Below are 23,406 nucleotides of genomic sequence, written 5' to 3'. Positions count from 1 at the left end.
ACGGTCCGACGCGAGCTGGCGGGTCTGAGAGGGTCGCCTCATGAAAATCGGTGTCGCACTTCCGCAGATGGCTCCCGGCTACGGGCCGGGTACGACGGTCGACTGGGCCCGGCGAATCGACGTGGGCCCTTTTTCGAGCGTTTCCGTCGGTGAGCGGGTGACGTTCTCGAATCCGGAGATGGTCGCGACGCTGGGCGCCTGCGCCGCGGTCACCGAGCGAGTGCAGGTTCTGGCGAACCTCTGGGTGCTTCCGCAGCATCCGATGGCGATGGTCGCCCAGCAGATCGGCACCCTCGATCAGCTCGCGAACGGCCGCCTCGAGGTAGCCGTCGGCGTCGGCGGCCGAGAGCACGACTACCGCGCTCTCGGCGCCGATTTCAAACGACGGCACCAGCAGCTCGACGACAAGGTCGCCGAGCTGAAGTCACTGCTCGTCGGCGAGCCCCCGTTCGAGGGCGCGGACCCGGTGGGGCCGGCGTGCGTGCAGCCGGGTGGGCCGATCATCCTCGCCGGTGCGATGGGGCCGAAGGCGATGCGTCGCGCGGCGCGGTGGGCCGACGGCGTCTCCGGCTTCAGCATCGCGGGTGACGCCGAGGAGATCGCCAAGGTGAGCGATCTCGCCGACGGCTGCTGGGCCGAGGCCGGTCGTACGACGAAGCCACGCAAGGTCAGCGGCTGCTTCACCGCGCTGGGCGTCCCCGATGCGTCCGAGGCGCTGCGCTCCTTCACTGCTCGCTACCTCGGCTTCCTCGGGCCCGAGTTGGCCGGCATGGTCGCCGCGTCGGCGCGCGCGTCGAATCCCGACGTGCTCGCCGACATTCTCGACGGCGCGGAGCGAGCCGGCTGCGACGAGTTCATCCTGGTCCCGGCCGTCACCGACCTGAAATTCCTCGAGGTTGCCTCCGAGGTGGTGGCCGCACGGCAGTGACGCTCGGTGCGCGGTGGCGCGTGGTGGGGGGCTCGCCGGGACCTCGTTCACCGCGGTGCTCGGCGTGCTCGGCGTCGTCGTTGCAGGCCGGGGTGTACGCCGGCGGGCAGGCCCGCGTGGGCGGCGATGCGTTGCAGTAGCGGCAGTAGCTCAGCTCGTTCGGTCTCGTCCAGCGGTGCGAGAACCTCCGATTCCAGTGCGTCGGCCTCGGATTGCATCGACTCGAGCACCTGGCGGGCATTGTCGGTGAGGTGGACCGCGTGCGCGCGCCGGTCGGCCGGATGTGGCCGCCGGGTCACCAGTGCGCGTTCTTCCAGCTCGTCCACCAGTCCGACCATCGCGTTGCGGTGGACTCGCAGCAGATCCGCGAGTTCCTGCTGACTGCGGCCGTCCGCGACGGCCAGCTGAGTGAGGACCGCGAAGTGGGCCGGGTCCAGATCCAATCGCGCCAGCTGCTCGGTGAGCTGGTACGACACGTGGAAACCGATCTGCGACAACAGGAATGCCGCGCGCGAGTCCAGCGGCCGGTTCGTCATGACCTCCACACTAGCAATCCAACATGATTGCCATCTAAGAGTATTGACATAAATTGTGATTGTCACTTAACGTGACAATATGGCGAATTCCAGCACCCCCTCCGTTCCTGAGACCGACGCACCGGTCGCGGTGATCAACACGATGTCGGTACCCGCGGCCCAGCGGGACCTGTTCCTGCAGCGCTGGCGTGACAGCGCCCAGTACATGGCGGCCGCCGCCGGTTTCCGCCGAACCCGGATGTTCCAGGCGGCCGGTGAGGCGGCCGAGGCGGTCTTCGTCAACGTGGGGGATTGGGACAGCGGCACCGCCCTCCGTAACGCACTCGGGACGGCGGAATGGCGGGAATTGACGTTGCGGATGCAGAACGATCTCGACCTCACCGCCCGGCCGATGATCTTCCATCCCACCCTCGAACTGGGCCCCGGCGACATGCTGTCCTAGCGGTCCGGATCCGTTGTGGGACAACAGTTCACAGTCTGAACGTCACAGGAGAACAACCATGTCACGCCGCAACCTCGACACCGTCCTGGCGGCCGCTGTCGTTCTGTTCACCCTCTACCTCGGGATTTCTTTCGTCCTGACTCCCGACACCGCCGCCCAAGGCTTCGGCCTGCCGAATGTGCCCGCCGGCGACGGCGGCGGCTTCCTCGTCGTGAAAGGCTGCCGCGAACTCGCGATGGGCCTGGGCACGGGCATCCTGCTGATGACCGGCCGGCGCCGCGCCCTGGGGTGGGTTCTGCTGATGACGGCCGTCGCCCCGTTGGGCGACATGATCAACGTCCTGGCTCATCACGGCTCCGCGGCCACCGCGTTCGGCGTCCACGGCCTGACCTCCGCGCTGATCACCGTCACGGGCCTGCTGATCCTCCGCGAAAGCGGCAAGGCGCCCGAGGCCCGGCAGGCTGCCGCCCCAGCGCCCACCGCACAGCTGTCGGCCTGACCTCCACATCCGAACGACCGCATCATCATTCGAACGAGGACTCGATGAAACAGCTCTACTGGGCCGCCGTCGGCTATACCGCACTGGGACTGCCGTCGGGCCTGGTCTACCGCCAACTCGCCAAGGCCCATGAGTTCACCGGCAAGACCGAACTCGCCGTGGTCCACACTCACCTGCTGGCGTTGGGAACACTGTTCTTCCTGATCGTCCTGGTGCTCGAACACCAACTCGCCCTGTCGAACACGCGCGCCTATCGCTGGTTCTTCACCGTCTACAACATCGCGGTCCTCTGGACGGTGGCCTGCATGGCGATCATCGGCACCCGGACCGTCCTCGGGTACGGCGAATCCACGCCACTGGCGGAGCTGGCCGGCATCGGTCACGTCCTGCTGACCATCGGATTCGTGCTGTTCTTCCGCGCCGTGTACCAGGCCATCACGGCCCGCCGCGAGGAGGTGGTTCCCGCCTGACCCGGCCGAATCGGTGACGGCCGACCCGGATGCTCGGGCCGTTCCGCGCGGACGCCAACGGCCCGAGATGGTCTCGGGCCGTTGGTCTTCGGACTGTCGTATCCGCCGCCATGCGAAGACGCCGCTACCTGATCGAGCTGGCCAGCCGGTCGGCGTAAGGGGCGATGAATTTTCCGACGATGGGAAGTGCCGCGCGGACACCGCCGGTGTTGTTCGCCTGGACCATGGCCATGATCCAGACGACGATCGTGAAGACCGCGACGACGAGTCCGGCGAGGCTGAAGATGATGCCCAGGGCTCCGAGGAGCGAGCCGAGGATGCTCAGGACGATATTGAGCACCGAAACCGCCCCGAAGAAGATGATCGATTGCGAGGCATGGAATTTCACATCGGGATCGTTTCGTCCGATGAAGAGGAAGATGATTCCGGTGAGCCAGCCCAGCGCGTACGACAGGATCGCGCTGGTCTTCTTGTCCAGGCCGGCGGACTGCGGTTGGTTCGCGGGAGGTTGAGAAAATGTCATGAGGTGAGTAGACGCCCCGCGCGCCGCCTACCGATCCCAACTTTCCCCGCGAACCCTGTAGCGCTTCAGACCGATCCGCTGTCGGCGAAGGGGTCGCGAGCTATCACCATGACGTCAACCGATAGTTGACGCGAACATGATCGTCAACCTATGTTTGACGAGCCGATCGCGGCGGACAGGAGGAACCAAGATGTCGGAAGCGCCCATTGTCACCGGCGCTGCGGCCAGCCGTGGTGTCGTCGCCGGTCCGGTTCGACTGGTCCACAGTGTCGACGACTTCGACGCGGTCCGGCCGGGCGATGTGATCGTCTGTCGCACGACCGATCCGTCGTGGACAGCGCTTTTCGGCGTTGCCGCCGCGGTAGTGACCGAAACCGGGGGGATGCTGTCCCATGCGGCAATCGTCGCCCGCGAGTTCGGGATTCCGGCCGTGGTGGCGGCCGAGGGAGCGATGCAGACCCTGGCGAATCATCGGATCATCTCGGTCGACGGAACCAATGGACACGTTCATGCCGTTCGCTCGACCCACCATTGACGTCGCTTCACCAGGCATGGCCGCTCGACACGAAAGGGAAGTCCGCGATGACGCACGTTTCACGCAGTTCGCTGCTCGCGTTGCACGCAATTCGCCTGGGCGGGTTCGTCGATACGCACGCGGTCGCCGGCAGATACCGAATGCCCGTCGACCTCGCCGAGTCGCACGTGCGGGACTTCCGAGAGCGCGGTTGGATCAACCGCTTCCGATTCGGGACGGACGCGGGGTGGTCGCTCACCGAGAGCGGACGTGCGCAGAACGAGCGGCAACTCGCCGACGAGCTGTCCGAATGTGGGGCGAAAGCGTTGGTGGAAGACGTCTATCGCATGTTTCTCCCGCTCAACGCGCGGTTGGTGCAGGCGTGCACCGCCTGGCAACTGACCATCCTTCCCGATGGCAGCATGCAGGACAACGACCACCAGGACGCGCAGCGAGACCGGCAGATCTTGGACGAACTAAAAAGCCTCGCAAAGGAATTGGTGCCGCTGTCGGTCCAGCTCGCCGAACGACTCGCCCGGTTCGCCGGTTACGACACCCGCTTCGCCGCGGCCCTCGCCCTGGCCGCCGATAATCCCGAGATGGTCACCGGCACCGAACACGACTCGGCCCACCGAGTGTGGTTCGAACTGCACGAAGATCTGATCGCCACCCTCGGTGTCGACAGGGCGCACCCCTCGTAGACGAGTAAGTCCGAAGCCACCGTCGGTGGTCGAACGCGATCAGGGAGCGATGACCGACCCGGTATTCGCCGACTCCACCTACGTCGAGCCGATCACCGCGTTGTCCTGTGCCGTACTCGGTGAGCGGCTGCTCGAAACCCATGCTGCTACGCCGGTCGCTGGAACTTGCCGTCCTGAAGGTCCGTGGTGAAGGCGTCCCATTCGGCCGGGGCGAAGAGGGAGGAGCGCTGGGCCGGTGGGGTCCTCAGAGTCGCGCACTCCGACAGTGCCTTTGGCGAGATATGCAATCTCGACGCAATCCTGACCGGTTCCGCTGTGGCTGCTCTTGAACCACTCGGCAGTGGGAAGGTCAGCGCTCACGCCGCGTTCTCCTCTGACTCCAGTTCGCGGGTCCTGGCTATTCCCGCCTTGTTCGCTATGTAGGGGCTTCGAATCGGCCGTCCTGTAGGCCACCGGCAAAGGCATCCCACTCGTCGGGCGTGAAGATGAGTGCTGGCCCGGTGGGGTTTTGGAGTCGCGAACGCCGACCGCGCCGGCGGTGAGGTGTGCTACCTCCACGCACTCTCCGCCGTCCCGGCTTCGGCTGCTTTTGAACCACTTCGAGATCAGCCGGGCGCGCGACACGGCCACCGGCGACGTGATCGAGTTCGCGCCGGGCACCGATCTCGCGGCGGCACGGGAACAAACATCGCGCCACTGGGCCGCTGTCTGGGATCGCGTCGCCCACGAGATGTGGACCGAATGGATACCGGGACACCGCAATTCGGAGTCTGCGCCCATGACGCGGTTCCTCGGATGAGCGCGGAGCCGGACAAGTCGAAGTGGCCCAAGGCAATCGGATACGTTTGCTCCGATCTGGCGGGCGATCGGCGAACCCAGATCGAAGCCGCGATTCGCCGGCGCGCGACCGAGGCGGGTTATCGCTTGCTAGGGATCGTCGCCGACGTGCCGGTGCCTGATCTGCTTGCCGCCCTGCGTCGGGTCGACGCGGTGGCGGTGATCGTCCACGACCTGGAGCATATCGGCGGTAGTCCGCGATCGGTGTGCGGATTCGCGGCGCTGGCCACGGTGGAGCCCGCAGACATGTGGCGCTGGGGCTACCAGCCGGACTGGTAGTGCGGGTCGGGAACGCTCGTTGCGGTGACGTGCCTGCGGTGGACTGCTTCGGTGACCGCCCAGGCCCACAGTCCGCACACCCCGAATTTTTCGTGCAAACCTCTGCGGAAATGTGCGAAAACCGCGAAAAGCGGCGGGGTTTGCACGATTAGTTCATCGTCACGGGCGCGATCCGGCCGAGCGCAGCTACGCGGTAACCTACGAGGACGGACGCGGTGTGCTGCGCGATCCGCTGACCACCTGCACCGCCCACGGATGGACAATAGATTCGATGGCGGTGCTGGGCCGGCGAGCCGATGTGGTGGCCTCGGAAACTCCGGCCGATCGGCTCGTCACGGTGGGGCTGCGGCTCAGTGGGCCCGGGACGTGGAAGCGGCCTCGATCCTCGGGGGCATCACGGGGTGGTGCGGGTCGATGTCGCCGAGAACGAGAACGACCGAGCCGGATTCGGTTCAGCCCGATCCGGATCCGCGACGCGCACGGCGGGCGTTGTTACCGTCGCTCCCATGGATTTGCAGCTGAGCGGTAAGCGCGCCATCGTCACGGGCGGCAGTAAGGGAATCGGCCTGGCCGTCGCGCGCGGACTCGCTGCCGAGGGCGTCGACGTGGTGCTCGCCGCCCGATCCGCCGAACCGCTCGCGGCGGCCGCGCAGGCACTCGCCCAGGAGAGCGGACGGCGGATCGTCGCGGTGCCCACCGACACCGGAGACGACGAACAGGTGCGGGCACTGGTCGAGCGCACCGTGGCCGAGCTCGGTGGGGTCGACATCCTGGTCAATGCCGCGGCCACGCCGTGGAGTGCCGGCGCGCCCGCGGATCTGAACGCCACCAGCGACGACATCGTGCGCCGCGAGGTCGAGATCAAGGTGCTCGGATATCTGCGCACCGCCCGCGCGGTCGCGCCGCATCTGATCGCGCAGGGCTGGGGGCGGATCGTCAACATCAGCGGACTCGGTGCGCGACAGGCGAATTCGATCGCCCAGACGGTGCGCAACGTCGGCGTCTCGGCGCTGACCAAGAATCTCGCGGACGAACTCGGCCCGCACGGGATCAACGTCACGGTCGTGCACCCGGGCCTCACCCGGACCGAGCGGCTCACCGGACGGCTGGCTGCCCAGGCCGCCGAATCCGGCGCCACCGTCGAGGAATTGGAGGCCGGTCTGGTCGCCAACTCGATCCGCCGGGTGATCGATGCGAGCGAGGTCGCCGACGTCGTCACCTTCCTGGCCTCGCCGCGCAGCATCGCGATCACCGGCGATGCCGTCGCGGCCGGCGGGGGAGTGCCGGGGCCCGTCTACTACTGACGCGAAACTGCGCCGCACGCAAGCTGTTTCAGCGGTCGCGTTCGCAGGCGGCGAGGAAATCGTCGACGATGCGGGTACAGTCGTCGCGCCCGGCGCGGCCGATGCCGGTGAGCCGCACGAAGACGATCGGCCCGACGAGTTGCGCCAGTACCGCGGTGAGATCCCGATCGCCGAGTAGTGCGAGCGCCCGCGGGTCGTCGAACAATTCGTCGAACGGGCGGCGGTAGGTGTCGATGAGATGGGCGCGCAGCGAACCGGACCGCACACCCTCGCCGTGGGCCTGCGCGTCTCCGGTCGCCAGCCATGCCAGCGTGGTGAGATGCAGCGGTACGTCGTTGATCGCCGCGGCCTGCCGGGTGAGCAGTTCGATCAGCCGCTCCCGCAGCGGGCCCGCGTCCGGTATCTCGACCACCGGCGGCATCAGCTCTTCCAGCGTCGCGGCCCGCAGCCGCGCCACGGTGTCGAAATGCCGGTACAGCGTGGTGCGCGCGACGCCCGAGCGTCGCGTCACCGCATCGATGGTGACCGCGTCCAATCCGCCGTCGCGCAACAATTCGGCCGCGGCGGCCAGCAGGCGGCGACGTGAGCGCGCCTTGCGCGGGTCGTCCTCGGATTCTGTCGCGGCACTCGATGTCATGGTCTCAGGATTCCTCCTCGGCAAGATCGGCGGCCGCACGGGATAGAAACGATACTTCGAGTAGCATAGCGAAACTGAAAGTATCGTTTCTCGGGAGGCGCGATGAACGCAACCATGACCGAGCTCGTACCCGTGCGCACCCGATGGGTGATCGTCGTGTCCTGCCTGGCGGTCGCGCTGGTCGTCGCGTCGATGGCGGGGCTCTACACCGCCTTGCCGCAGATCGCCTCGGCCACCGGCGCCACGCAGTCCCAATTGACCTGGATCATCGACGGTTACACGCTCGCGCTGGCCTGTCTGGTACTGCCGGCCGGCGCCCTGGGCGACCGCTACGGCCGCCGCATCGTGATGATCATCGGACTGGCGGTGTTCGCGATCGCGTCGGCGGTCCCGCTGGTGGTCGCCGGCCCGGAATGGCTGATCGGCTCGCGGGCAATCGCCGGAGTCGGTGCGGCACTGGTGATGCCGTCGACGCTCTCGTTGCTCACCGCCGGGGTCGAGCCGGATCGCCGCAATGTGGCGGTCGGTATCTGGGCGGGCACGGTCGGCGGCGGCGCGGTTATCGGCATCCTGGGCTCCGGAGTGCTGCTGTGGCGCTGGTCGTGGCTGTCGATCACGCTCGCGATGGCGATCTCGGGTGCGGTTCTGGCGGTCGCGGCGTGCACGGTCCCCGAATCGCAGGACGGCGAGCGGGCACGTTTCGATCCGTGGGGTGCGGTGAGCGGCGCGGCCGCGGTCGGCCTGATCGTGATCGCGGCACTCGAGGCCCCGCAGCGCGGCTGGACCGATCCGATGGTGCTGGGCGCGGTGGTCGCCGGGTTGGCGGTCGGCGCGGCTTTCGCCGTGATCGAACTGCGCGCCGAGCACCCGCTGCTGGATGTGCGGCTGTTCGCCGGGCGCGGTTTCGGAACCGGGACACTGTCGGTGGCGGTGCAGTTCCTGGTCTCGTTCGGGTTGTTCATGGTGATCGTGCAGTTCTTCCAATTGATCCTGGGTTATTCGCCGCTGCTCTCGGCGGTCGCGATGGCGCCGATGATCGTGCCGATGGTGGGACTGTCGGTGATCGCGCCGTGGCTGGCGCAGCGGTTCGGGCTGCGGGCGCCGACCACGGTCGGGTTGGTCGTCGTCGGGGTCGGGCTGCTGTGTCTGTCGCGGTTGACATCCACGAGCAGTTTCGTTGATGTGCTGTGGCCGTTGCTGATCATGAGCACCGGCCTCGGCCTGGCGGCCGCGCCGGCCACCGCGGCGATCGTGGACGGCGCGCCGGCCGACAAACAGGGTGTGGCGGCCGCGGTGAACGACGCCGCTCGCGAGATGGGCGCCGCGCTGGGCATCGCACTCGCCGGCAGTGTGCTGGCGGCCGGTTACAGCCACCGCATGGCCGAGATCGCCGACCGGATTCCCGAACCGATCCGCGGGCCCGTCACCGGCTCGCTCGCGGGCGCGCTGGCCGTGACCGAGCGCATCGGACCGCAGGCGAAACCGCTTGCGGAACAAGCGAAATCCGCCTTCGCGCACGGCCTGCACCAGGCCGCCCTCGTGCTCGGGGTGGTGACTCTGGTAGTCGCGGCGATCCTCGCAGTGTGGGCACCCTCTCGGGCACGATCCGGTGCCGAATCGCCCGGTGCTGAATCTGCCGGTGCCGACTCGGCCGGGAAGGGACCTGTCGATGCCGGATCTGTCGGCTCCGACTCTGCCAGGGTGGGATCTGCCGGGCCGGGATCTGCCGGTGCCGGATCTGTCAGGTCCGACTCTGCCGGGGTGGGTCCTGCCAGGTCGGGATCTGCTGGTGCCGGATTTGCGGGATCCGACTCTGGCGGGGACGACTCTGCCGGGTACGAGTCTGCCGACTCCGAATCGGCTGCTGGAGCCGGGAAGCGGTGAGTCGGAGTGTCGGGCCCGCCGTCCCCGCGCCGGAGTACGCGGCCGTGTTGTGATGGTCGCGGGCCGGGCACCGGTCACCCGCGGGTGTGAAGGTCGGCCCGCGCGAGCGGAGGTCGAATCGAGGAGCGGCGATGGCGCAGGCGAATGTGGCGGTGATCGGATACGGATTGTCCGGGGCGGTGTTCCATGCCCCGCTGATCGCCGCCGACCCCCGGCTCCGCGTGGCCGCGGTGGTGACCTCCTCGCCGGAGCGGGCCGACCAGGCGCGCGAGGAACATCCCGGCGTGCGGGTATTCGCCACGGACGACGAATTGTTCGGCGCCGCAACGGATATCGACCTGGTAGTGATCGCGAGCCCCAACCGCACCCACAGCTCCCTGACGCTGCGGGCCGTGGCGGCCGGGCTGCCGGTGGTGGTCGACAAACCCTTCGCCCTGACCGCCGCCGAGGGCGAGGCGATGATCGAGGCCGCCCGGCGTGCCGGCACCATGCTGACGGTATTTCAGAATCGGCGCTGGGACAGCGACTTTCGCACGGTACGCCGGCTGATGATCGACGGTTCCCTGGGTGAGGTGCGCCGCTTCGAATCCCGCTTCGAGCGCTGGCGGCCGCGGATCAAGGGCGGGTGGCGGGAGGTCGGCGGCGCCGACGAGGGCGCCGGCATCCTTTACGACCTCGGCAGTCATCTGATCGACCAGGCGCTCGACCTGTTCGGCCCGGTCGACGACGTCTACAGCGAACTCGACGCCCGCCGCCCGGGCGTGCGGGCCGACGACGATGCCTTCGTGGCGCTCACTCATGTCTCGGGCGTGCGGTCGCATCTCTGGATGAGCGCCGTTGCGCCGCAGCTGGGTCCGCGCTTCCGGGTGCTCGGCTCCGAGGCCGGTTACGTCTGTTACGGGCTGGACCCGCAGGAGGCGGCATTGCGGGCCGGTCGCCGTCCCGGCGACGGGCGCCCCTGGGGGAGTGTCGATCCCGTCGACTGGGGTCAGCTCGGCGCCGAGGGCGATCTACGCCTGACCCCCAGCGAACCCGGCGCCTATCCGGACTTCTACGCCGGGGTGGCCGCCGCCCTGCTGGACGGCGCCGAACCACCGGTGGACCCCGCCGATGCCGTCGCGGTCCTGCGCATCATCGAGCGGGCGCGCGCGGTGGCGGCTCGATGAGCGGCCGTCAGGGTTTGCGGGCGACGCCGCCGTAGGCCGCGATCTCGGCGGCGCGGCCGACCTCGCGGGAGTCGGGCAGCCACTGCGTGATGCAGGTGAAGCCGGGCTCGACGAGCTCGAGTCCGTCGAAGGCGGCGGCGATCTCGGCACGCGTGCGCGGATAGTACGGTGTACCACCGGTTTTCGCGTATTCTGCGCACAGGTCGACATACGGCTGACTGTCGTCGGTGCCGTCCCAGAGCACGAGGTAGCTGCCGGAGGGTACCGCCGCCAGCACCGTGCGCACGATGCGCAGCATGTCCTCATAGCTGCGGGCGTGGCCCAGGACGCCCATGAACATGACGGCCACCGGCTCCTGCAGATCCAGGATGGCCTCCGCCTCGGCGATGATCTTCTCCGGCTCGTGGAAATCGGCGTTGACGTAGGTGGTCACGCCCTCCGGAGTGGTGCTGGTGAGCAGTGCGCGGGCGTGCGCGAGGACCAGCGGGTCGTGGTCGACGTAGACGACCTTGGCGTCGGGCGCGACACTCTGCGCCACCTCGTGAGTGTTCTGCATCGTCGGCAAACCGGTTCCGATATCGAGGAATTGCCGGATTCCGGCCTCGCCGGCCAGGTGGCGCACCGCCCGGATCAGGAATTGCCGCGACTGCACCGCCATGGTCGCGATATCCGGATCGATCTGCAGACTCGCCTCACCGACGGCGCGGTCGACCTCGTAATTGTCCTTGCCGCCCATCCAGAAATTCCAGATGCGCGCCGAGTGCGGGATATCGGTGCGGATCTGCGCCGGATCGTCGATGGCCATAAGTGCTGAGCTCCCGTAGGTGTGGGGCGCCGCCGAACCGCGCGGCATCTCGTCGGTGCGAACTACGCGAGTATAGACCTCGTTGCCGCTGTCGTGTCGGAATATGTTGCAGGGCCGAAATATTCGCAACCGATCTAGGGGAACGGCTGTGCGGACCGAGCGGAATAGCCGGTACCTATTGTGCGGCAACGTTATTCGGGGAGACGGCGTGGCGGCACGGGGGGTGACGGCGCCCTCCTGTTGGGTTAGCTGAAAGTGTGCCAATCGACTCGACTGCTCGCGTCGGCCGTCGGTGTCGTACACTCTCGCCCTCGCTTTCGACGGCGGAAGCCTGGTGTCTCTCAACACTAATCAAGCGTCCAATCTGGAAAGTTGTCCATATCCGTCCACCGAATCGACTCGTCCCATTCGGTCTGTGCGAGCGTGGTTTTAGGTTTTCCTTGCCTCAGGACGTAAGGTTGCCAATCGGTTACTGGATATCTCTTCTCACATGGAGGTGGTAGAGGGCTTGCACAGCACAGTGGTCGTCGTCGGATCCGGATTCGGGGGGATCGGCATGGGAACGGCGCTGCGGCGCGCGGGTATGGACGATTTCCTCATCCTGGAGGAATCGTCGGAATTGGGTGGCGTGTGGCGTGACAACACGTATCCGGGTTGCAACTGTGACGTACCGGCGCACCTGTATTCGTTCTCGTTCGCGCCGTATCGCGATACGGCCGTCCGTTTTCCGGCCCGCCGCCGGACCTTGGAATATCTACGGTCCGTCGCCGCCGCCGAGGGCCTACCCGCCCACCTGCGCACCGGCACCGCCGTCACCGAGGCGACATACTCGGAATCGGAGGCGCGCTGGGAACTACGGACCGCGAACGGGATTCGGCTCACCGCCGATATCGTGGTCTTCGCCGTCGGCCAACTGCATCGCCCGAACATTCCGGAGATCCCGGGCCGCGACGAATTCGGCGGCGCGTCGTTCCACACCGCCGACTGGGACCACGCCGCGGATCTGCGCGGCCGGCGGATCGCCCTGATCGGCACCGGATCCAGTGCGGCGCAATGCCTGCCGGCGCTCGCCGACACCGCCGCGTCCGTACGGATATTCCAGCGCACGCCGCAGTGGATCCTGCCCAAACCGGCTCCCGAATTCGGCCCGGCGACCCGGGCGGCGCTCAGGCTGCCCGGCGCGCAGCGCGCCTACCGCTGGGGTCTGCAACAGGCCGCCGACTCGCTGCTGGCGCCGATGATGCACCGCCGATGGCCCGCCCGGCCCGCGGAATGGGTAGCGCGGCAGTATCTTCGACGGAGCATCGCCGATCCGGTGCTGCGCGCCCGGCTCACCCCGGATTACCCGATCGGCGCCAAACGGATCGTCTTCGACAGTCACTTCTATCGCACGCTGCGCCGCGACAACGTGGAACTGACCACCGCCGCGATCGCCCGCATCACCCGCGACGGCATCGTGACCGCCGACGGCGGACGCTACGACGCCGACGTCATCGTCTACGCGACGGGTTTCCGCGCCTCCGAATTCCTGGCCCCGATCACGGTGCGCGGCCGCGGCGGCCGGTCCCTGCAGGATCGATGGCGTTCGGGGCCGGATGCCTTCATGGGCCTGGCGGTGCCGGGATTTCCCAACGCATTCCTCATCGCCGGACCCAACTCGTTCACCCCGGCGGGCAGCAATCCGACGATGAAGGAACACCAGATCGCCTACATCATGCGCTGCCTGCGCTGGCGTGACGAGATCGGCGCGGCGGCGATCGAGGTGCGCGCCGACGCGATGGCGGCGCATCGGGAATGGCTGGCCGACGCGCTCGCGACCACGGTGTGGTCGACGGATGTGCCCAGCTGGTACACCCACGACAGCGGCGCGATCACCAATCCCTGGCCCGCCTCCGTGCGCACCTACGCCCGAATGTTGCGCCGCCCACCGGCGCTGAGCTTCGCACCGGTGCACCACACCGCCACCGCCGAAGCGGTCGGCGCCTGACCCGGCTCGCGTGAAAGGACCGCCCGGCGCGAAAGTCATTGCGCCGGGCGGCCTTCCGGTCAGGCCACGGTGGCGTTCGGCGGCGCGCGCCGTCGCGTCCGTCGGGTGACGCAATCGGTGTACGTCACCCGGTCGCGATCAGCCCTCGTCGTGGGCCAGATGTTGCTTGGCCTGGTCGTAGTCGCCCTCGAGCTGGTGCCCGGGCCCGTAGACGAGATGGACGACACCGGTACGGAAGGCGGTCGAGCGCAGCAGAGTGAGCGGGAGGGTGGCGTCGGCGTCGTCGAACAGGCGCATGCCGGACCGCACCGCGATCGGATGCACCAGCAGATGCAGTTCGTCGAGCAGCCCAGCGCCGAGCAATGCGCGCACCACCGACACCGAGCCGGAGATGGCGATATCTCCGCCGGGTTCCTGCTTCAACGCCGTCACCCCGGCGATCAGATCACCCTGCAGCACTTCGGAATTGCGCCATGTGAAGGTGTGATCGCTGCGCGACACCACGATCTTGCGGGCATCGCCCAGCTTGCGGCCGAAGTCGGCGTCCGGCCCGCCCGCGGCCTCGCGTTCCGGCCAGGCGCCGGCGAAGCTGTCGTAGGTCTTGCGCCCCAGCAGCAGGGTGTCGGCGGCGCCGAGTTGCGCATCGACCGCCGCGCCCATCTCGTCGTTGTAGTAGGGGAAGTGCCAATCCTGCGGGTTCTCGACGACGCCGTCGAGAGCGATGAACAAGCCGGCCGTGATCGTGCGCATGATGTCTCCTGGATCCGAAAGTCCCTGTCGCACAATTCGACGGCGCGAGCGCCCCGAACTCATCGCTGCGGGAGAAGGCCGCGGATGCGGGCGCGGCGGTGGGAACGGAGCAAAAAGTGAGCGGTTCCCCATATTTTGTCGGCAAATATCCCGTTCGTCCCATGCTGTCGGCGATTCGCCCAGGTCAGCGGCAATGTCGCCAGGTGTCGACTATGTCCAAAACGGAGTAGAAGGTGAGCGGAGACTCGCATTACCGTTCCATCAGGTAACACCTACGGCCGGTGATCGGGCGGTGTCGATATCGCCCGATCACCGATCCGGCAGATCTCGCGAAGGCTGCGGATCTGGTCGGTGACAAGGAGGTCAAAGTGACTACAGCAAGCACAATCGGTGCTGAGCGCGCGATATCCGGCCGCGCCACCTCGCTGTCCATGCGGGATGCGCAGGCCATGTCCCGGGAACTGGTCCTACACCTCGGCGGATCCGTGGCGCCGTTCACCACCCTGCCCGCCGACGTGATGTCCGGTGACGTGTCGGCGGTCGCGCGGATCTGTGTGGAATGGTCGATCCGCCGAGTCAACGGCGGGGATCTTCCCGAACGCACCGATCGCCTGCGGGCCGCGGCCGCGCGCTGGTGCCGCGCCGGCATTCCGATCGAAGTGGTCGTGCACGCAGTCCACGAGGGATTCAAGGCCGGACTGGACCTGCTGTTCGCCCGAGCCCAGGCCAGCGATGCCGAACTCGTCGTCAAGGGCACCGCGACCGCGCTGGAACTGCTGGATCTCATCACCGCGACCGTCAGCAAGGCCTATGTCCAGGAGCGCCGCGCCGACGCCGTCGAGCACCACACCGCCGTGCACACGCTCACCTCGGCGCTGCTCGGCGGGCACGCCACCACGAAGATGGCGCGTGAATGCGGGATCCGGATCGCCGAGCGGTATCACGTTCTCGCGCTGTGGATTCCGCCGCATCCTGACGAGACGCATCCGCGGCTGGACCGCAACGTGGTCGCGCGCCGCAAGCTGCGGCGGGTGCAGGCCGCGCTGGCGAAACTGCTGCGCGACCAGCCGCTGGCCATGCTGTCGGTCGACGGCGGCACCGTGCTCGTCCCCGAAACCGCCTGCACCGAACCGGAATTGGACAATCTCGTCGCGCAGCTGTCGGAGCTGGCCGGGGTGCCGCTGACCGCCGCGGTGGTGGGCGCCGCCGCGGCCGATGTCCCGGCCGCGGCGCAACAGGCCCACGATCTGCTCGACACGGTGCGCCGGCTCGGACGCGGGCCCGGGGTCCATCGCTTCGCCGAACTCGCGCTGCAATACCAGCTCACCCGTCCCGGGATCGGCCGCGACATCCTCGATGCCCGCCTCGCGCCGCTGGACGACCACCCCGAACTGCTGGAAACGCTGCACGTGTTCTTCAACACCGACCTCAACCGGCAACGCGCCGCGCGGCAGCTGTGCATCCACCCGAACACCATCGATTACCGGCTGCGTCGCATCGGCCAGCTGACCGGGTTCGACCCGTCGCGCACCACCGGATTGTGGTATCTGCGTTCGGCATTGGTCGCGCGGCTCAGCATCGCCGACCGCGAGGCGTCGACGCCGGCGCGCCGGCCCGCCTGAGCCCGGACGTCACGCGTCGGGGCCGGCTGGTGGCGGGTCGGTGGTGCCGTCCAGGTGCGGGTACACCACCTCCTGCACGATCAGCAGGACCGCGGCGGCGGCCGGTATCGCCAACAGCGCGCCGAGGACGCCGAGCAGGGCGCCGCCCAGGATGATCGCCACCACCGTGACCACCGCCGGCACCCGCACGGTGCGGTCCATGATGCGCGGGACGAGCAGATAGTCCTCGAGCAGCCGCATCGCGAGGAAGAATCCGGCCGTGGCGATGCTGACCGGCAGCGAAACGGTCAGCGCGACGGCGGTGATGATCAGCCCGGCGACCGTCGAGCCGATCAGCGGCACCAGGTCCAGCAGGGCCACCAGCACCGAGAGGATCAGCGGGTACGGCACCGAGAACACCGTCAGCCAGACGAAGGTGGCGATCGCGGTGATCAGCGAGATCAGCAGATTGCCCAGGACGTAGCCGCCGACCTTGGCGAAGATGGCGTCGCCGAGCAGGATGGCGCGGGGTCGGCGCGACTGCGGGAAGAACCGGTACAGGCTGTGCCGGATCCGCGGGAAATTCGCCGAGAAATAGATGGTCAGCACCGCCACGATCAACGCGCTGGCCAGCGCGCCGAAGACCCGCTCACCGGCGCCGAGCAGGCCGTGCCGCAGCGAGGGGTTGTCGGTGAGCCCGTGTTGGAGTTCCTGATCCAGGTGTAATCGCTGCGACCACGATCGGATCAGCGGGTACTGGTTCTCCAGGTCGTGCAGCTGGTCGGTGGCGTGGTCGACCAGATCGCCGCCCTGGATGATCAGCGGTGTGATGGCCGCGGCCAGGAATCCGGCGACGAGCAGTGTGGCACAACCGAATACGACGGCCACCGCCGCCCAGCGTGGCAGCCGGTGCCGATGCAGCCAGGCGACCACGGGCTCGATGCCGATCGCCAGGAACAGCGCGACGCCAACCAGGACGAGGGCCTGTCGCGCGGTCGCCAGCATCTGCACGATGCCGATCGCGAGGAGTACGCCGAGGCCGCCGGTCACGCCGATCACGAACGGAGAATTGCGGTCGAACCGCGGGCCCGGCCGCCCGTGAGGGTGCCGCGCACCGGCCGACTCGGAGGCCGCGCGTTCGGCTGCCGCGATCGGCTCCGGGACCGACGGTTCGCCCTGCGGGCCGCGCTCGGCGTCCGAATCGGCGGAACTGCCCATTCTTGGCAGCGTAGTGCCCGTGCGCCCTGCTCGGACCGGACTAGGTGAGCGGGCCCGTACCGAAACCGGGTCGGCTCACAGTCCCAGTGCCTGCGCGAAGACCGGCCAGCTCCGGTGCAGGTCCTCCTGCCAGTAGCCCCAGGAATGGGTGCCGGTGGGACGCATGTCGAAGGTGGCGGGGATGGCGAGCTCGGTGAGCCGGGTGCGCAGTTCGCGCGTGCAGCGGACCGCGCCGGTTTCCAGTGCTCCGCCGACGAGGATCTGATCGGCCAATTTCGCCGGGCTGGAACGGATTCCGGGACCGTCCAGGGTGTCGAGAGGCCCGGGGAGGCCGGTGCCGGTGGAGACGTAGATCGCGGTGCCGCGCAACCGGTCCGCGTGCAGGTAGGGGTCGTTGGCCGCCCACGCCGGGTCCGTCGGCGGGCCCCACATGTTCACCGTATTGCCCCTACCGCCGCCCACGACCGCGTCGACGATGAGCTGACCCGCAGGATCGCTGGTGCGTGCGCAGCCCGAGTACGACCCGATCGCCCGGTACAAGCCCGGGGCGGCCAGCGCCAGCTGAAAGACCGAGGTCCCCGCCATGGATATGCCGATGATCGCGTTCGTGCCGTTCCCGCCGAAACCGGAATCGATGATCGGCGGCAGCTCCTCGGTCAGGAACGTCGTCCACCGCTGCCGGCCTAGCACCGGATCGTCGGCGTGCCAGTCGGTGAAATAGCTGCTGGCTCCGCCGAACGCCACCACCACGTTCACCTGTTTGTCGTCGAAGAACTGCGCGATATCGGTCCGGTTGATCCAGTTTCCGTCGGCGCCGCCGTCGATACCGTTCAGCAGATACACCGTGGGGGCCGGGCGCGAGCGGTCGGGCGCGGGAAGGACCTCCAGCCGGATCGGACTGTTCATCGCCGCGGAGTGGACGGTGACCGTGAGGGCGCGCGGCGAACCGGGCGCCGCGGTCGTCAGGACGGAACCGTCGGGGGAGGGGTGGGCGTTCGTCATGGCTTGTGTGGCCGAAACCGAGGCGGTGGCAGGCGAATTCGGTGCGGCAGGCGGTTGGGCGGCAGGCGGTTGGGCGGCGGCCAATCCGCAAGCGAGCCCGGCCGCCATCGACAGGGCTGCGGCCAGTCGAGCCGAGGTTCGGCAGAAGCCATGTGAGACAGCAGAATTCACGCGCCGCCTTTCCTGGATACGAAACCGCGGAACCGCTGACGCCGACGATAGGGCGGTACAGTGTTGCCCGACAATCACATCGCGTCGGTTTTGGTCCGTATGCCAGCGCGGGCGCGTCCGGTCTGGTAGTGGCCACAAATTCCGCGTTATCGGCTGGCGGGGTGGGGGTCGGCGTCGTTGACTGTGGTCGGCCGTCGGGGAGTCGTGCCGCGAACACCTGTCGAGATCGGAGTGCGAGGATGGTCAGCCGTCCGCCGAGAATGCGCATCGCCCGTGCCGTCGCCGTCCTGTCGGCCGTGATCACCGTGGCAGCAGCGATCACCGCCACGAACGGTCGCGCGGGCGCCGATCCCGACGATCCGGCGACCGTCACCGCGCCGGACGGGTCGCATATCAGCGATATCCATCGGCGTGACGAACGGATCCTCGATATCGGCGTGTACTCGGCGGCGATGCGCACTGTGACTCGCGTACAACTGATCCGGGCCGCCGACCCGGACCGCCCGGCGCCGACGCTGTATCTGCTCAACGGCGCCAACGGCGGCATCAGTGACGGCAGTTGGTCCGATCGCACCGATATCGCCGAGTTCTTCGCCGACAAGCAGGTCAACGTGGTGGTGCCGTTCGGCGGCGCCAGCAGCTACTTCACCGACTGGCGCGCCGACGACCCGGTGCTGGGCCGGCAGCGGTGGCGCACCTTCCTGACCAAGGAATTGCCGCCGATCATCGACTCCGGTTTCGGCGGAACCGGAGTGAACGCGATCGCGGGAATTTCGATGGCGGGGACCTCGGTCTTCCAGCTGGCGCTGGCCGCACCGGGTTTGTACAAGGCGGTCGGCTCGTACTCCGGATGTGTGCGCACCAGCGACCCGCAGGGCCAGTTGATCGTGGACGCCGTGGTCGGAAATCGGATGGGCAATACCGTGAACATGTGGGGGCCGCCGACGGACCCGGCGTGGGCGGCCAACGATCCCTACCTGCACGCGGATCGCTTGCGCGGCACCGCGATCTACGTCTCCACCGGCACCGGGCTCCCGGGACCGCTCGACACCTTCCAGGGCGCTCACGGCGACGCGACGCAACTCGCGTATCAACTGGTCTTCGGCGCGGCCCTCGAAGGGGTGACGAATATCTGCACCCACCAGTTGCACGACCGCCTGCAGCAACTCGGGGTGCCCGCGACCTTCGATTTCCGGGCGACCGGTACCCATTCCTGGGGCTACTGGCAGGACGACCTGCACACTTCCTGGCCGCTGTTCGCCGACGCCCTCGGCGTGTGAGGACGCGACCCGGTCAACGCACGCGGTCGTAGACGACGGCCATCTCGCCCAGCTCACCCGTTTCCTGATGGGAGAGCGACCAATTCGTCGCCGGCAGGCCGTCGTCGAACAGACGCGGTCCGCCACCGGCGATCTCGGGGCAGACGATGAGGTAGAGGCGGTCGAGCAGATCGGCGGCGAGCAGATCCTTGATGACGCTCGCGCTGCTGTTGACCAGGATGTCGCCGCTGCCGGTGCTGCGCAGGTCGGCGATCACGTCGGCGGCCGGGGCGTTCACGATGCGGGTGCGGTCCCAGGGGGCGTCGGTCAGTGTGCGGGACAGCACCACCTTCTCCGCATCGACCAGCCACTTCGCATATCCGCGGTCGCGTGGGTCGGCGGAGTCGTCGGCGGCGACCGAGGGCCAGAAGCCGAGGAAACCCTGGGCGTTGAGCCGGCCGAGCACGGCCGTCGTGGCGTTCTCCCGCATCCGGGTCATCTGGTCGCGCGCGACTTCGGTGGTCGCGTAGCGCACGATCGGGCCCATATCGCCCGGGCCGGCGGGGCCGTGGTAGCGGCCGTCGAGGGTGATGCTGAGGTTGGCGGTTACTCTGCGGGTGTCGCTCATTGTGGGGCTCCTTTTGTTTGGTTTATTCGGTGGACGTGGATGCGCCGACGGCGTCGGCGAGGTTGTCGAGGACTGCGGCCCAACCGGTTTCGATTCCGGCGATGAAGGCGACCGCGTCGACGGTGGTTTCGGTGATGGTCAACGCCAAGTGCAGCCGGGTGCCCTCGGCGGTCTCGGTGAGGGTGAGGGAGTAGCGGCCGGTGAAGGCCACGGCGCCCGCGGCATCCAGGACGGACAGATCGAAGACCAGGCGCTCGTTCTTCTCCGCTGCCAGCACATGGCCGTGCGAGCGATACCGCTGCCCCTCGGGATCGCGATAGTCCAGTACGGCCCGGCCGCCGGGTGTGGGTTCCAATACGCATTCGGTGATGCGCATCGGCGCCGGCGCCCACCAGGCCGCCAGCAGATCCGGATCGACCCAGTGTCGCCACACGGCGTTACGCGGCGCGGACAGTATGCGCTCGAAGTTGAACGTCCGCCCGTCGGCCCATCGATCCTGTTGCGCCGCAGCGGTTTCCGACTCTATCGCCGCGCGGTAACGGGCAACCACATCCCGCTCACCGGCATGCGCCTCAGCGGTCTCCGCCAACTCGCACAGCCGCCGCCCCAGCTCACGCAGCGGTCCCGCCTCGAGGGCGTACACCCGCCGCTGCCCCAGCGGAAAAACCGCCACCACCCCGGCCCGCGCCAGCGTCTGCAGATGTTTGGTCGTCTGCGGCTGCCGCAACCCGGTCGCCTCCGCCAACTCTCCCACCGAGCGAGGCCGCTCGGCCAGCAGCTCGACGATCCGCCACCGCGAACCGTCGCCCAAGGCGGAGAAGATTTGATCCATGAGCTAAGTATTCACTTGCAAGAATATTCCTGTCAAGGAATATCTTGTCGTCGCGCTGCAGAGAGTGTCGGTGGAGGGGGTATTCCAACCTCGGTCCATCCAGCTAGGGCAACGAAAGTTCTGGCCATCCCATGACTGGCCGGAACCGGGCAATGGCCGGCCGCCATCGACCGAGGCATAGGCTACGAGCACTCTCCCGGGACTGATACCTCCGTCTCGACGGGTGGGCGGCCGTCAACGCTCGAATGGTTGGATTATCGAAGCGCTATAGGGTGGTTCGATGGGTGAAACAATGCCTCCCCGGCCCGGGGTGCCGGTGCGAGGATCGACCTCTGGCCAGCCGTTGATGGCGGCTTTCGATCTCCTGGGGCGTCGGTGGGCGATCACGGTGCTGTGGGAGTTGCGCGGGGATCCGGTCGGATTTCGAGAGTTGCGGCGCAGTCTTCCGGGAATTTCTTCCAGCGTGCTGTCGACCCGGTTGCGCGAGCTGGTCGCCGGCGGCGTGGCCGACACTTCGGACGAGGGCAAGTATCGGCTGACCTCGATCGGCGTCGAACTGCTCTACGCGCTCGCCCCGCTCAAAGCGTGGTCGCGCAGCTGGGCCCAGCATCTGGGCGTGCAGGACTTCGGGTCCAGTCCCGTCGACGAGCTCGACCGCCTGCCCTGAAATTCGAATCCCAGTCCCACCTGCATACGAGTTCAAGCGCCTGACAACCATCCAAGTTGGTTCGATTTTCGAACCGGACTGGGTTAGAGTCGTCGCGGTTGGACGTAGTGACCCCAGATCATGGAAGTGAGTTTCGACGTGCGGTGGTTCCGTTTGCAGGGGGTGGAGGAGTCGTTTTTCGACGATCGGCGCTGGCGGGAGAGCCGATTCGGGTTTTCGGTCTCGTCGCCGGCTTCGGCGGAGACGGTGTGGCGGGAGTTGCACGGCGCGCACCCGTTGTCGTGGTGTTCGTCGTTGCGGGAGTGCCGATGGGAGGCGGGTTCGCCGTGTGGAGTCGGTTCGCGGCGCACCGTGACGGTGGCACCGGGTGTGTCGGTGTGTGAGCGCTACTTCCTGTGGGAGGAGCACAGCGACCGCTTGGAGAATGCGTTCGCGGTGGAAGCGTGCACAGTGCCGGGATTGCGCCGTTTCGGCGAGCGGTATCGCGTGGTGCCGACGGCCTCCGGCAGCAGGCTGGACTGGGACTTTCTGATCGAGCCCCGGTTGCCGCGGCCGTTGCAGAAACTGGCGCGTCCGGTGACGCAGGTGACGATCGATCGCCTTGCCCGGGATACGACAACCCACTTGGGCCAAGTGCGCGACGGGGGTGTGCGATGACAGGCCCCGCGCAGAATCCGGCAACGCGACTCGCTCTGGCCGGCACGCGTCGTGTGGTCCTCGGTTACGCCGAGCGCGGCACGCAGTCTTCCACGCGCGCGTTCGACAGCTCCTACCCGCTGACCCCGCTGCCCGGGCATCGCTTCTACGGGTGGACCCACTACGGGGTGATGATCCCGAATCTGCCTGCCCCGCATCGGTATCTGAGCGTGATGGTGATGGCGGGAATGCCGGGACAGCGGGCCTTCGATGTCGACGATGTCGTGACCACCACCCCCCGCGATACCGCCACGGTGTCGATCTCGACCGCGGCGGCGGCCTACTACGGCACGGTGTCCATGCGAGAGGACTGTGTCTTCCGGCCGGGCGACGACGAACTGCAATTCGGTGTCGAATTGACCCTCGGCGGGCACTATCCGGAATTCGTCGTGGCCATCGACATTCCCGGCCTGACCGCACGCCTGCAGTTCACCCTCGCCGAACGACCGACATGGTTCGTCCAAGGGCGTCTCTACGATCACCTGAGCCTGTTCGGACGCTACACGGGCTGGATCCGGACACCCGACGCCCGCATCGACGTCTCGGGAAGGGGCAACATCGAATACGCGCGCTGTGTGGGCCCCTACGCCGCTCGTGATCGCCTGCTTCCCTGGCGTTTGAAGGCACCGATCGATTTGTTCACCTACCAGGTCGTCGACCTGGGCGCCGATGCCCAACTGCTGTTCTGCCGGGTCGGCATGCTCGGTGACCGGGTCGGCGACATCGTGCTCCACCGCACACTGTCGGGCAGGGGGGACTGGCGCGTCAACGAAGTCGCCACCGACCGCACCTTCTACGAGGTCCTCGAATACCAGGACGCGCCATCGACCGACAGCGCCGGGGGACACCCGATGCTGCTGCCTCGCCGCTTCCGGTGGGGGGTACGCGATCGCGTCGAAGTCGTCGGAACCTACGACACCCCGCCACGTTTCGGGGTCGGCCGCGGCTACATCGCCGGATACCGCGCCGACGTCGACATCGACGCACACCACACCAGCACCCGCGGCTACGCCGAATACGTCGACGTCACCAGCGAAGGGGCACGTCGTCTCAGCCGATAGCAACCACCG

Annotated in this window: 26 protein-coding genes and 1 pseudogene; 17 read left to right on the top strand and 10 right to left on the bottom strand. The window is 67.8% G+C overall.

Annotation, left to right across the window (positions count from 1 at the left end; all coding sequences use genetic code 11):
* Positions 1-40 precede the first annotated feature (40 nt).
* The gene (locus C8258_RS20020; RefSeq protein ID WP_106956515.1) at positions 41-928 is read left to right on the top strand and encodes an LLM class flavin-dependent oxidoreductase; all 888 of its coding nucleotides are present in this window, start codon (positions 41-43) and stop codon (positions 926-928) included.
* A 47-nt stretch (positions 929-975) separates the two neighbouring features.
* On the opposite strand, the gene C8258_RS20015 is transcribed toward C8258_RS20020, so the two are convergent.
* Positions 976-1,464: a MarR family winged helix-turn-helix transcriptional regulator gene (locus C8258_RS20015; RefSeq protein ID WP_106956514.1), complete on the bottom strand. Its 489-nt coding sequence runs from the start codon at positions 1,462-1,464 to the stop codon at positions 976-978.
* A 79-nt stretch (positions 1,465-1,543) separates the two neighbouring features.
* On the opposite strand from C8258_RS20015, the gene C8258_RS20010 reads away from it, so the two are divergent.
* From C8258_RS20010 to C8258_RS20000, 3 genes are read left to right on the top strand one after another with little or no spacing between them, the layout of a single operon-like run.
* Positions 1,544-1,906 carry an antibiotic biosynthesis monooxygenase family protein gene (locus C8258_RS20010; RefSeq protein ID WP_106956513.1) on the top strand — a complete coding sequence of 121 codons (363 nt, stop codon included), beginning with the start codon at positions 1,544-1,546 and terminating at the stop codon, positions 1,904-1,906.
* 58 nt (positions 1,907-1,964) lie between these two features.
* The gene (locus C8258_RS20005) at positions 1,965-2,405 is read left to right on the top strand and encodes a DUF4267 domain-containing protein (protein WP_106956512.1); all 441 of its coding nucleotides are present in this window, start codon (positions 1,965-1,967) and stop codon (positions 2,403-2,405) included.
* Between the two features lie 44 nt (positions 2,406-2,449).
* Entirely contained in the window at positions 2,450-2,875 is a 426-nt protein-coding gene (locus C8258_RS20000; protein ID WP_106956511.1) for a DUF2871 domain-containing protein, read from the top strand.
* Positions 2,876-2,999: 124 nt separating this feature from the next.
* Here the strand turns inward: C8258_RS20000 and C8258_RS19995 are convergent, their stop codons facing one another.
* Complete coding sequence (locus tag C8258_RS19995; RefSeq protein WP_106956510.1) at positions 3,000-3,398, bottom strand: DUF4870 domain-containing protein; 399 nt, start codon at positions 3,396-3,398, stop codon at positions 3,000-3,002.
* A gap of 190 nt (positions 3,399-3,588) precedes the next feature.
* Here C8258_RS19995 and C8258_RS19990 point away from each other — a divergent pair, with 190 nt between their 5' ends.
* The 3 genes from C8258_RS19990 to C8258_RS32915 are packed head-to-tail and all read left to right on the top strand — an operon-like array spanning position 3,589 to position 4,803.
* The gene (locus C8258_RS19990; protein WP_106956509.1) at positions 3,589-3,933 is read left to right on the top strand and encodes a PEP-utilizing enzyme; all 345 of its coding nucleotides are present in this window, start codon (positions 3,589-3,591) and stop codon (positions 3,931-3,933) included.
* Between the two features lie 47 nt (positions 3,934-3,980).
* Positions 3,981-4,613 (top strand): transcriptional regulator, encoded by a 633-nt coding sequence (locus C8258_RS19985; protein WP_106956508.1) that lies wholly within the window; start codon positions 3,981-3,983, stop codon positions 4,611-4,613.
* Positions 4,614-4,662: 49 nt separating this feature from the next.
* Positions 4,663-4,803 carry a hypothetical protein gene (locus C8258_RS32915; protein ID WP_199195786.1) on the top strand — a complete coding sequence of 47 codons (141 nt, stop codon included), beginning with the start codon at positions 4,663-4,665 and terminating at the stop codon, positions 4,801-4,803.
* Between the two features lie 86 nt (positions 4,804-4,889).
* Here the strand turns inward: C8258_RS32915 and C8258_RS33680 are convergent.
* Positions 4,890-5,393 (bottom strand): annotated as a pseudogene (locus C8258_RS33680) (DUF397 domain-containing protein); the annotation flags it as partial.
* Between the two features lie 15 nt (positions 5,394-5,408).
* On the opposite strand from C8258_RS33680, the gene C8258_RS19970 reads away from it, so the two are divergent.
* Together C8258_RS19970 and C8258_RS19960 are read left to right on the top strand one after the other, a co-directional pair.
* Positions 5,409-5,729, top strand: coding sequence for a hypothetical protein (locus C8258_RS19970; RefSeq protein WP_106956507.1), 321 nt, complete (start codon positions 5,409-5,411; stop codon positions 5,727-5,729).
* A gap of 506 nt (positions 5,730-6,235) precedes the next feature.
* On the top strand, positions 6,236-7,033 hold the full coding sequence (locus C8258_RS19960; RefSeq protein ID WP_106956506.1) for an SDR family NAD(P)-dependent oxidoreductase: 798 nt from the start codon (positions 6,236-6,238) through the stop codon (positions 7,031-7,033).
* Positions 7,034-7,061: 28 nt separating this feature from the next.
* Here the strand turns inward: C8258_RS19960 and C8258_RS19955 are convergent, their stop codons facing one another.
* Complete coding sequence (locus tag C8258_RS19955) at positions 7,062-7,670, bottom strand: TetR/AcrR family transcriptional regulator (protein ID WP_106956505.1); 609 nt, start codon at positions 7,668-7,670, stop codon at positions 7,062-7,064.
* Positions 7,671-7,772: 102 nt separating this feature from the next.
* On the opposite strand from C8258_RS19955, the gene C8258_RS19950 reads away from it, so the two are divergent.
* Positions 7,773-9,554, top strand: a complete 1,782-nt coding sequence (locus C8258_RS19950; RefSeq protein ID WP_106956504.1) for an MFS transporter — start codon at positions 7,773-7,775, stop codon at positions 9,552-9,554.
* 131 nt (positions 9,555-9,685) lie between these two features.
* Positions 9,686-10,720 carry a Gfo/Idh/MocA family oxidoreductase gene (locus C8258_RS19945; RefSeq protein WP_106956503.1) on the top strand — a complete coding sequence of 345 codons (1,035 nt, stop codon included), beginning with the start codon at positions 9,686-9,688 and terminating at the stop codon, positions 10,718-10,720.
* Positions 10,721-10,727: 7 nt separating this feature from the next.
* On the opposite strand, the gene C8258_RS19940 is transcribed toward C8258_RS19945, so the two are convergent.
* Positions 10,728-11,525 (bottom strand): SAM-dependent methyltransferase, encoded by a 798-nt coding sequence (locus C8258_RS19940; protein WP_106956502.1) that lies wholly within the window; start codon positions 11,523-11,525, stop codon positions 10,728-10,730.
* A 490-nt stretch (positions 11,526-12,015) separates the two neighbouring features.
* Between C8258_RS19940 and C8258_RS19935 the strand changes: the two genes are divergently transcribed.
* On the top strand, positions 12,016-13,512 hold the full coding sequence (locus C8258_RS19935; protein ID WP_233225213.1) for an NAD(P)/FAD-dependent oxidoreductase: 1,497 nt from the start codon (positions 12,016-12,018) through the stop codon (positions 13,510-13,512).
* A 138-nt stretch (positions 13,513-13,650) separates the two neighbouring features.
* Here C8258_RS19935 and C8258_RS19930 read toward each other — a convergent pair whose 3' ends face one another.
* Positions 13,651-14,262, bottom strand: coding sequence for a dihydrofolate reductase family protein (locus C8258_RS19930; RefSeq protein ID WP_106956501.1), 612 nt, complete (start codon positions 14,260-14,262; stop codon positions 13,651-13,653).
* A gap of 368 nt (positions 14,263-14,630) precedes the next feature.
* Between C8258_RS19930 and C8258_RS19925 the strand changes: the two genes are divergently transcribed.
* On the top strand, positions 14,631-15,884 hold the full coding sequence (locus C8258_RS19925) for a CdaR family transcriptional regulator (protein WP_233225212.1): 1,254 nt from the start codon (positions 14,631-14,633) through the stop codon (positions 15,882-15,884).
* A gap of 9 nt (positions 15,885-15,893) precedes the next feature.
* Here the strand turns inward: C8258_RS19925 and C8258_RS19920 are convergent, their stop codons facing one another.
* Positions 15,894-17,081 (bottom strand): AI-2E family transporter, encoded by a 1,188-nt coding sequence (locus C8258_RS19920; RefSeq protein ID WP_106956500.1) that lies wholly within the window; start codon positions 17,079-17,081, stop codon positions 15,894-15,896.
* Positions 17,082-17,156: 75 nt separating this feature from the next.
* Entirely contained in the window at positions 17,157-18,191 is a 1,035-nt protein-coding gene (locus C8258_RS19915) for an alpha/beta hydrolase family protein (protein ID WP_106956499.1), read from the bottom strand.
* A gap of 302 nt (positions 18,192-18,493) precedes the next feature.
* Between C8258_RS19915 and C8258_RS19910 the strand changes: the two genes are divergently transcribed.
* Entirely contained in the window at positions 18,494-19,534 is a 1,041-nt protein-coding gene (locus C8258_RS19910; RefSeq protein WP_233225210.1) for an alpha/beta hydrolase family protein, read from the top strand.
* 13 nt (positions 19,535-19,547) lie between these two features.
* Here C8258_RS19910 and C8258_RS19905 read toward each other — a convergent pair whose 3' ends face one another.
* Both C8258_RS19905 and C8258_RS19900 read right to left on the bottom strand, forming a co-directional pair.
* The gene (locus tag C8258_RS19905; protein ID WP_106956497.1) at positions 19,548-20,141 is read right to left on the bottom strand and encodes a dihydrofolate reductase family protein; all 594 of its coding nucleotides are present in this window, start codon (positions 20,139-20,141) and stop codon (positions 19,548-19,550) included.
* A gap of 22 nt (positions 20,142-20,163) precedes the next feature.
* A complete protein-coding gene (locus C8258_RS19900; protein WP_106956496.1) occupies positions 20,164-20,973 on the bottom strand; it encodes a metalloregulator ArsR/SmtB family transcription factor in 810 nt (269 codons plus the stop codon).
* A 280-nt stretch (positions 20,974-21,253) separates the two neighbouring features.
* Here C8258_RS19900 and C8258_RS19895 point away from each other — a divergent pair, with 280 nt between their 5' ends.
* The 3 genes from C8258_RS19895 (at position 21,254) to C8258_RS19885 (ending at position 23,397) form a co-directional block, all read left to right on the top strand.
* On the top strand, positions 21,254-21,640 hold the full coding sequence (locus C8258_RS19895; protein WP_233225209.1) for a helix-turn-helix domain-containing protein: 387 nt from the start codon (positions 21,254-21,256) through the stop codon (positions 21,638-21,640).
* A 120-nt stretch (positions 21,641-21,760) separates the two neighbouring features.
* Complete coding sequence (locus C8258_RS19890) at positions 21,761-22,297, top strand: SRPBCC family protein (protein WP_106956494.1); 537 nt, start codon at positions 21,761-21,763, stop codon at positions 22,295-22,297.
* Positions 22,294-23,397 (top strand): DUF6670 family protein, encoded by a 1,104-nt coding sequence (locus tag C8258_RS19885; protein ID WP_146161283.1) that lies wholly within the window; start codon positions 22,294-22,296, stop codon positions 23,395-23,397. Before C8258_RS19890 ends, C8258_RS19885 begins: the two co-directional genes overlap by 4 nt.
* Positions 23,398-23,406 lie beyond the last annotated feature (9 nt).

Source organism: Nocardia sp. MDA0666, assembly GCF_003023875.1.
Lineage (GTDB): Bacteria > Actinomycetota > Actinomycetes > Mycobacteriales > Mycobacteriaceae > Nocardia > Nocardia aobensis.
This window is presented reverse-complemented; position numbering and strand designations above follow the sequence as displayed.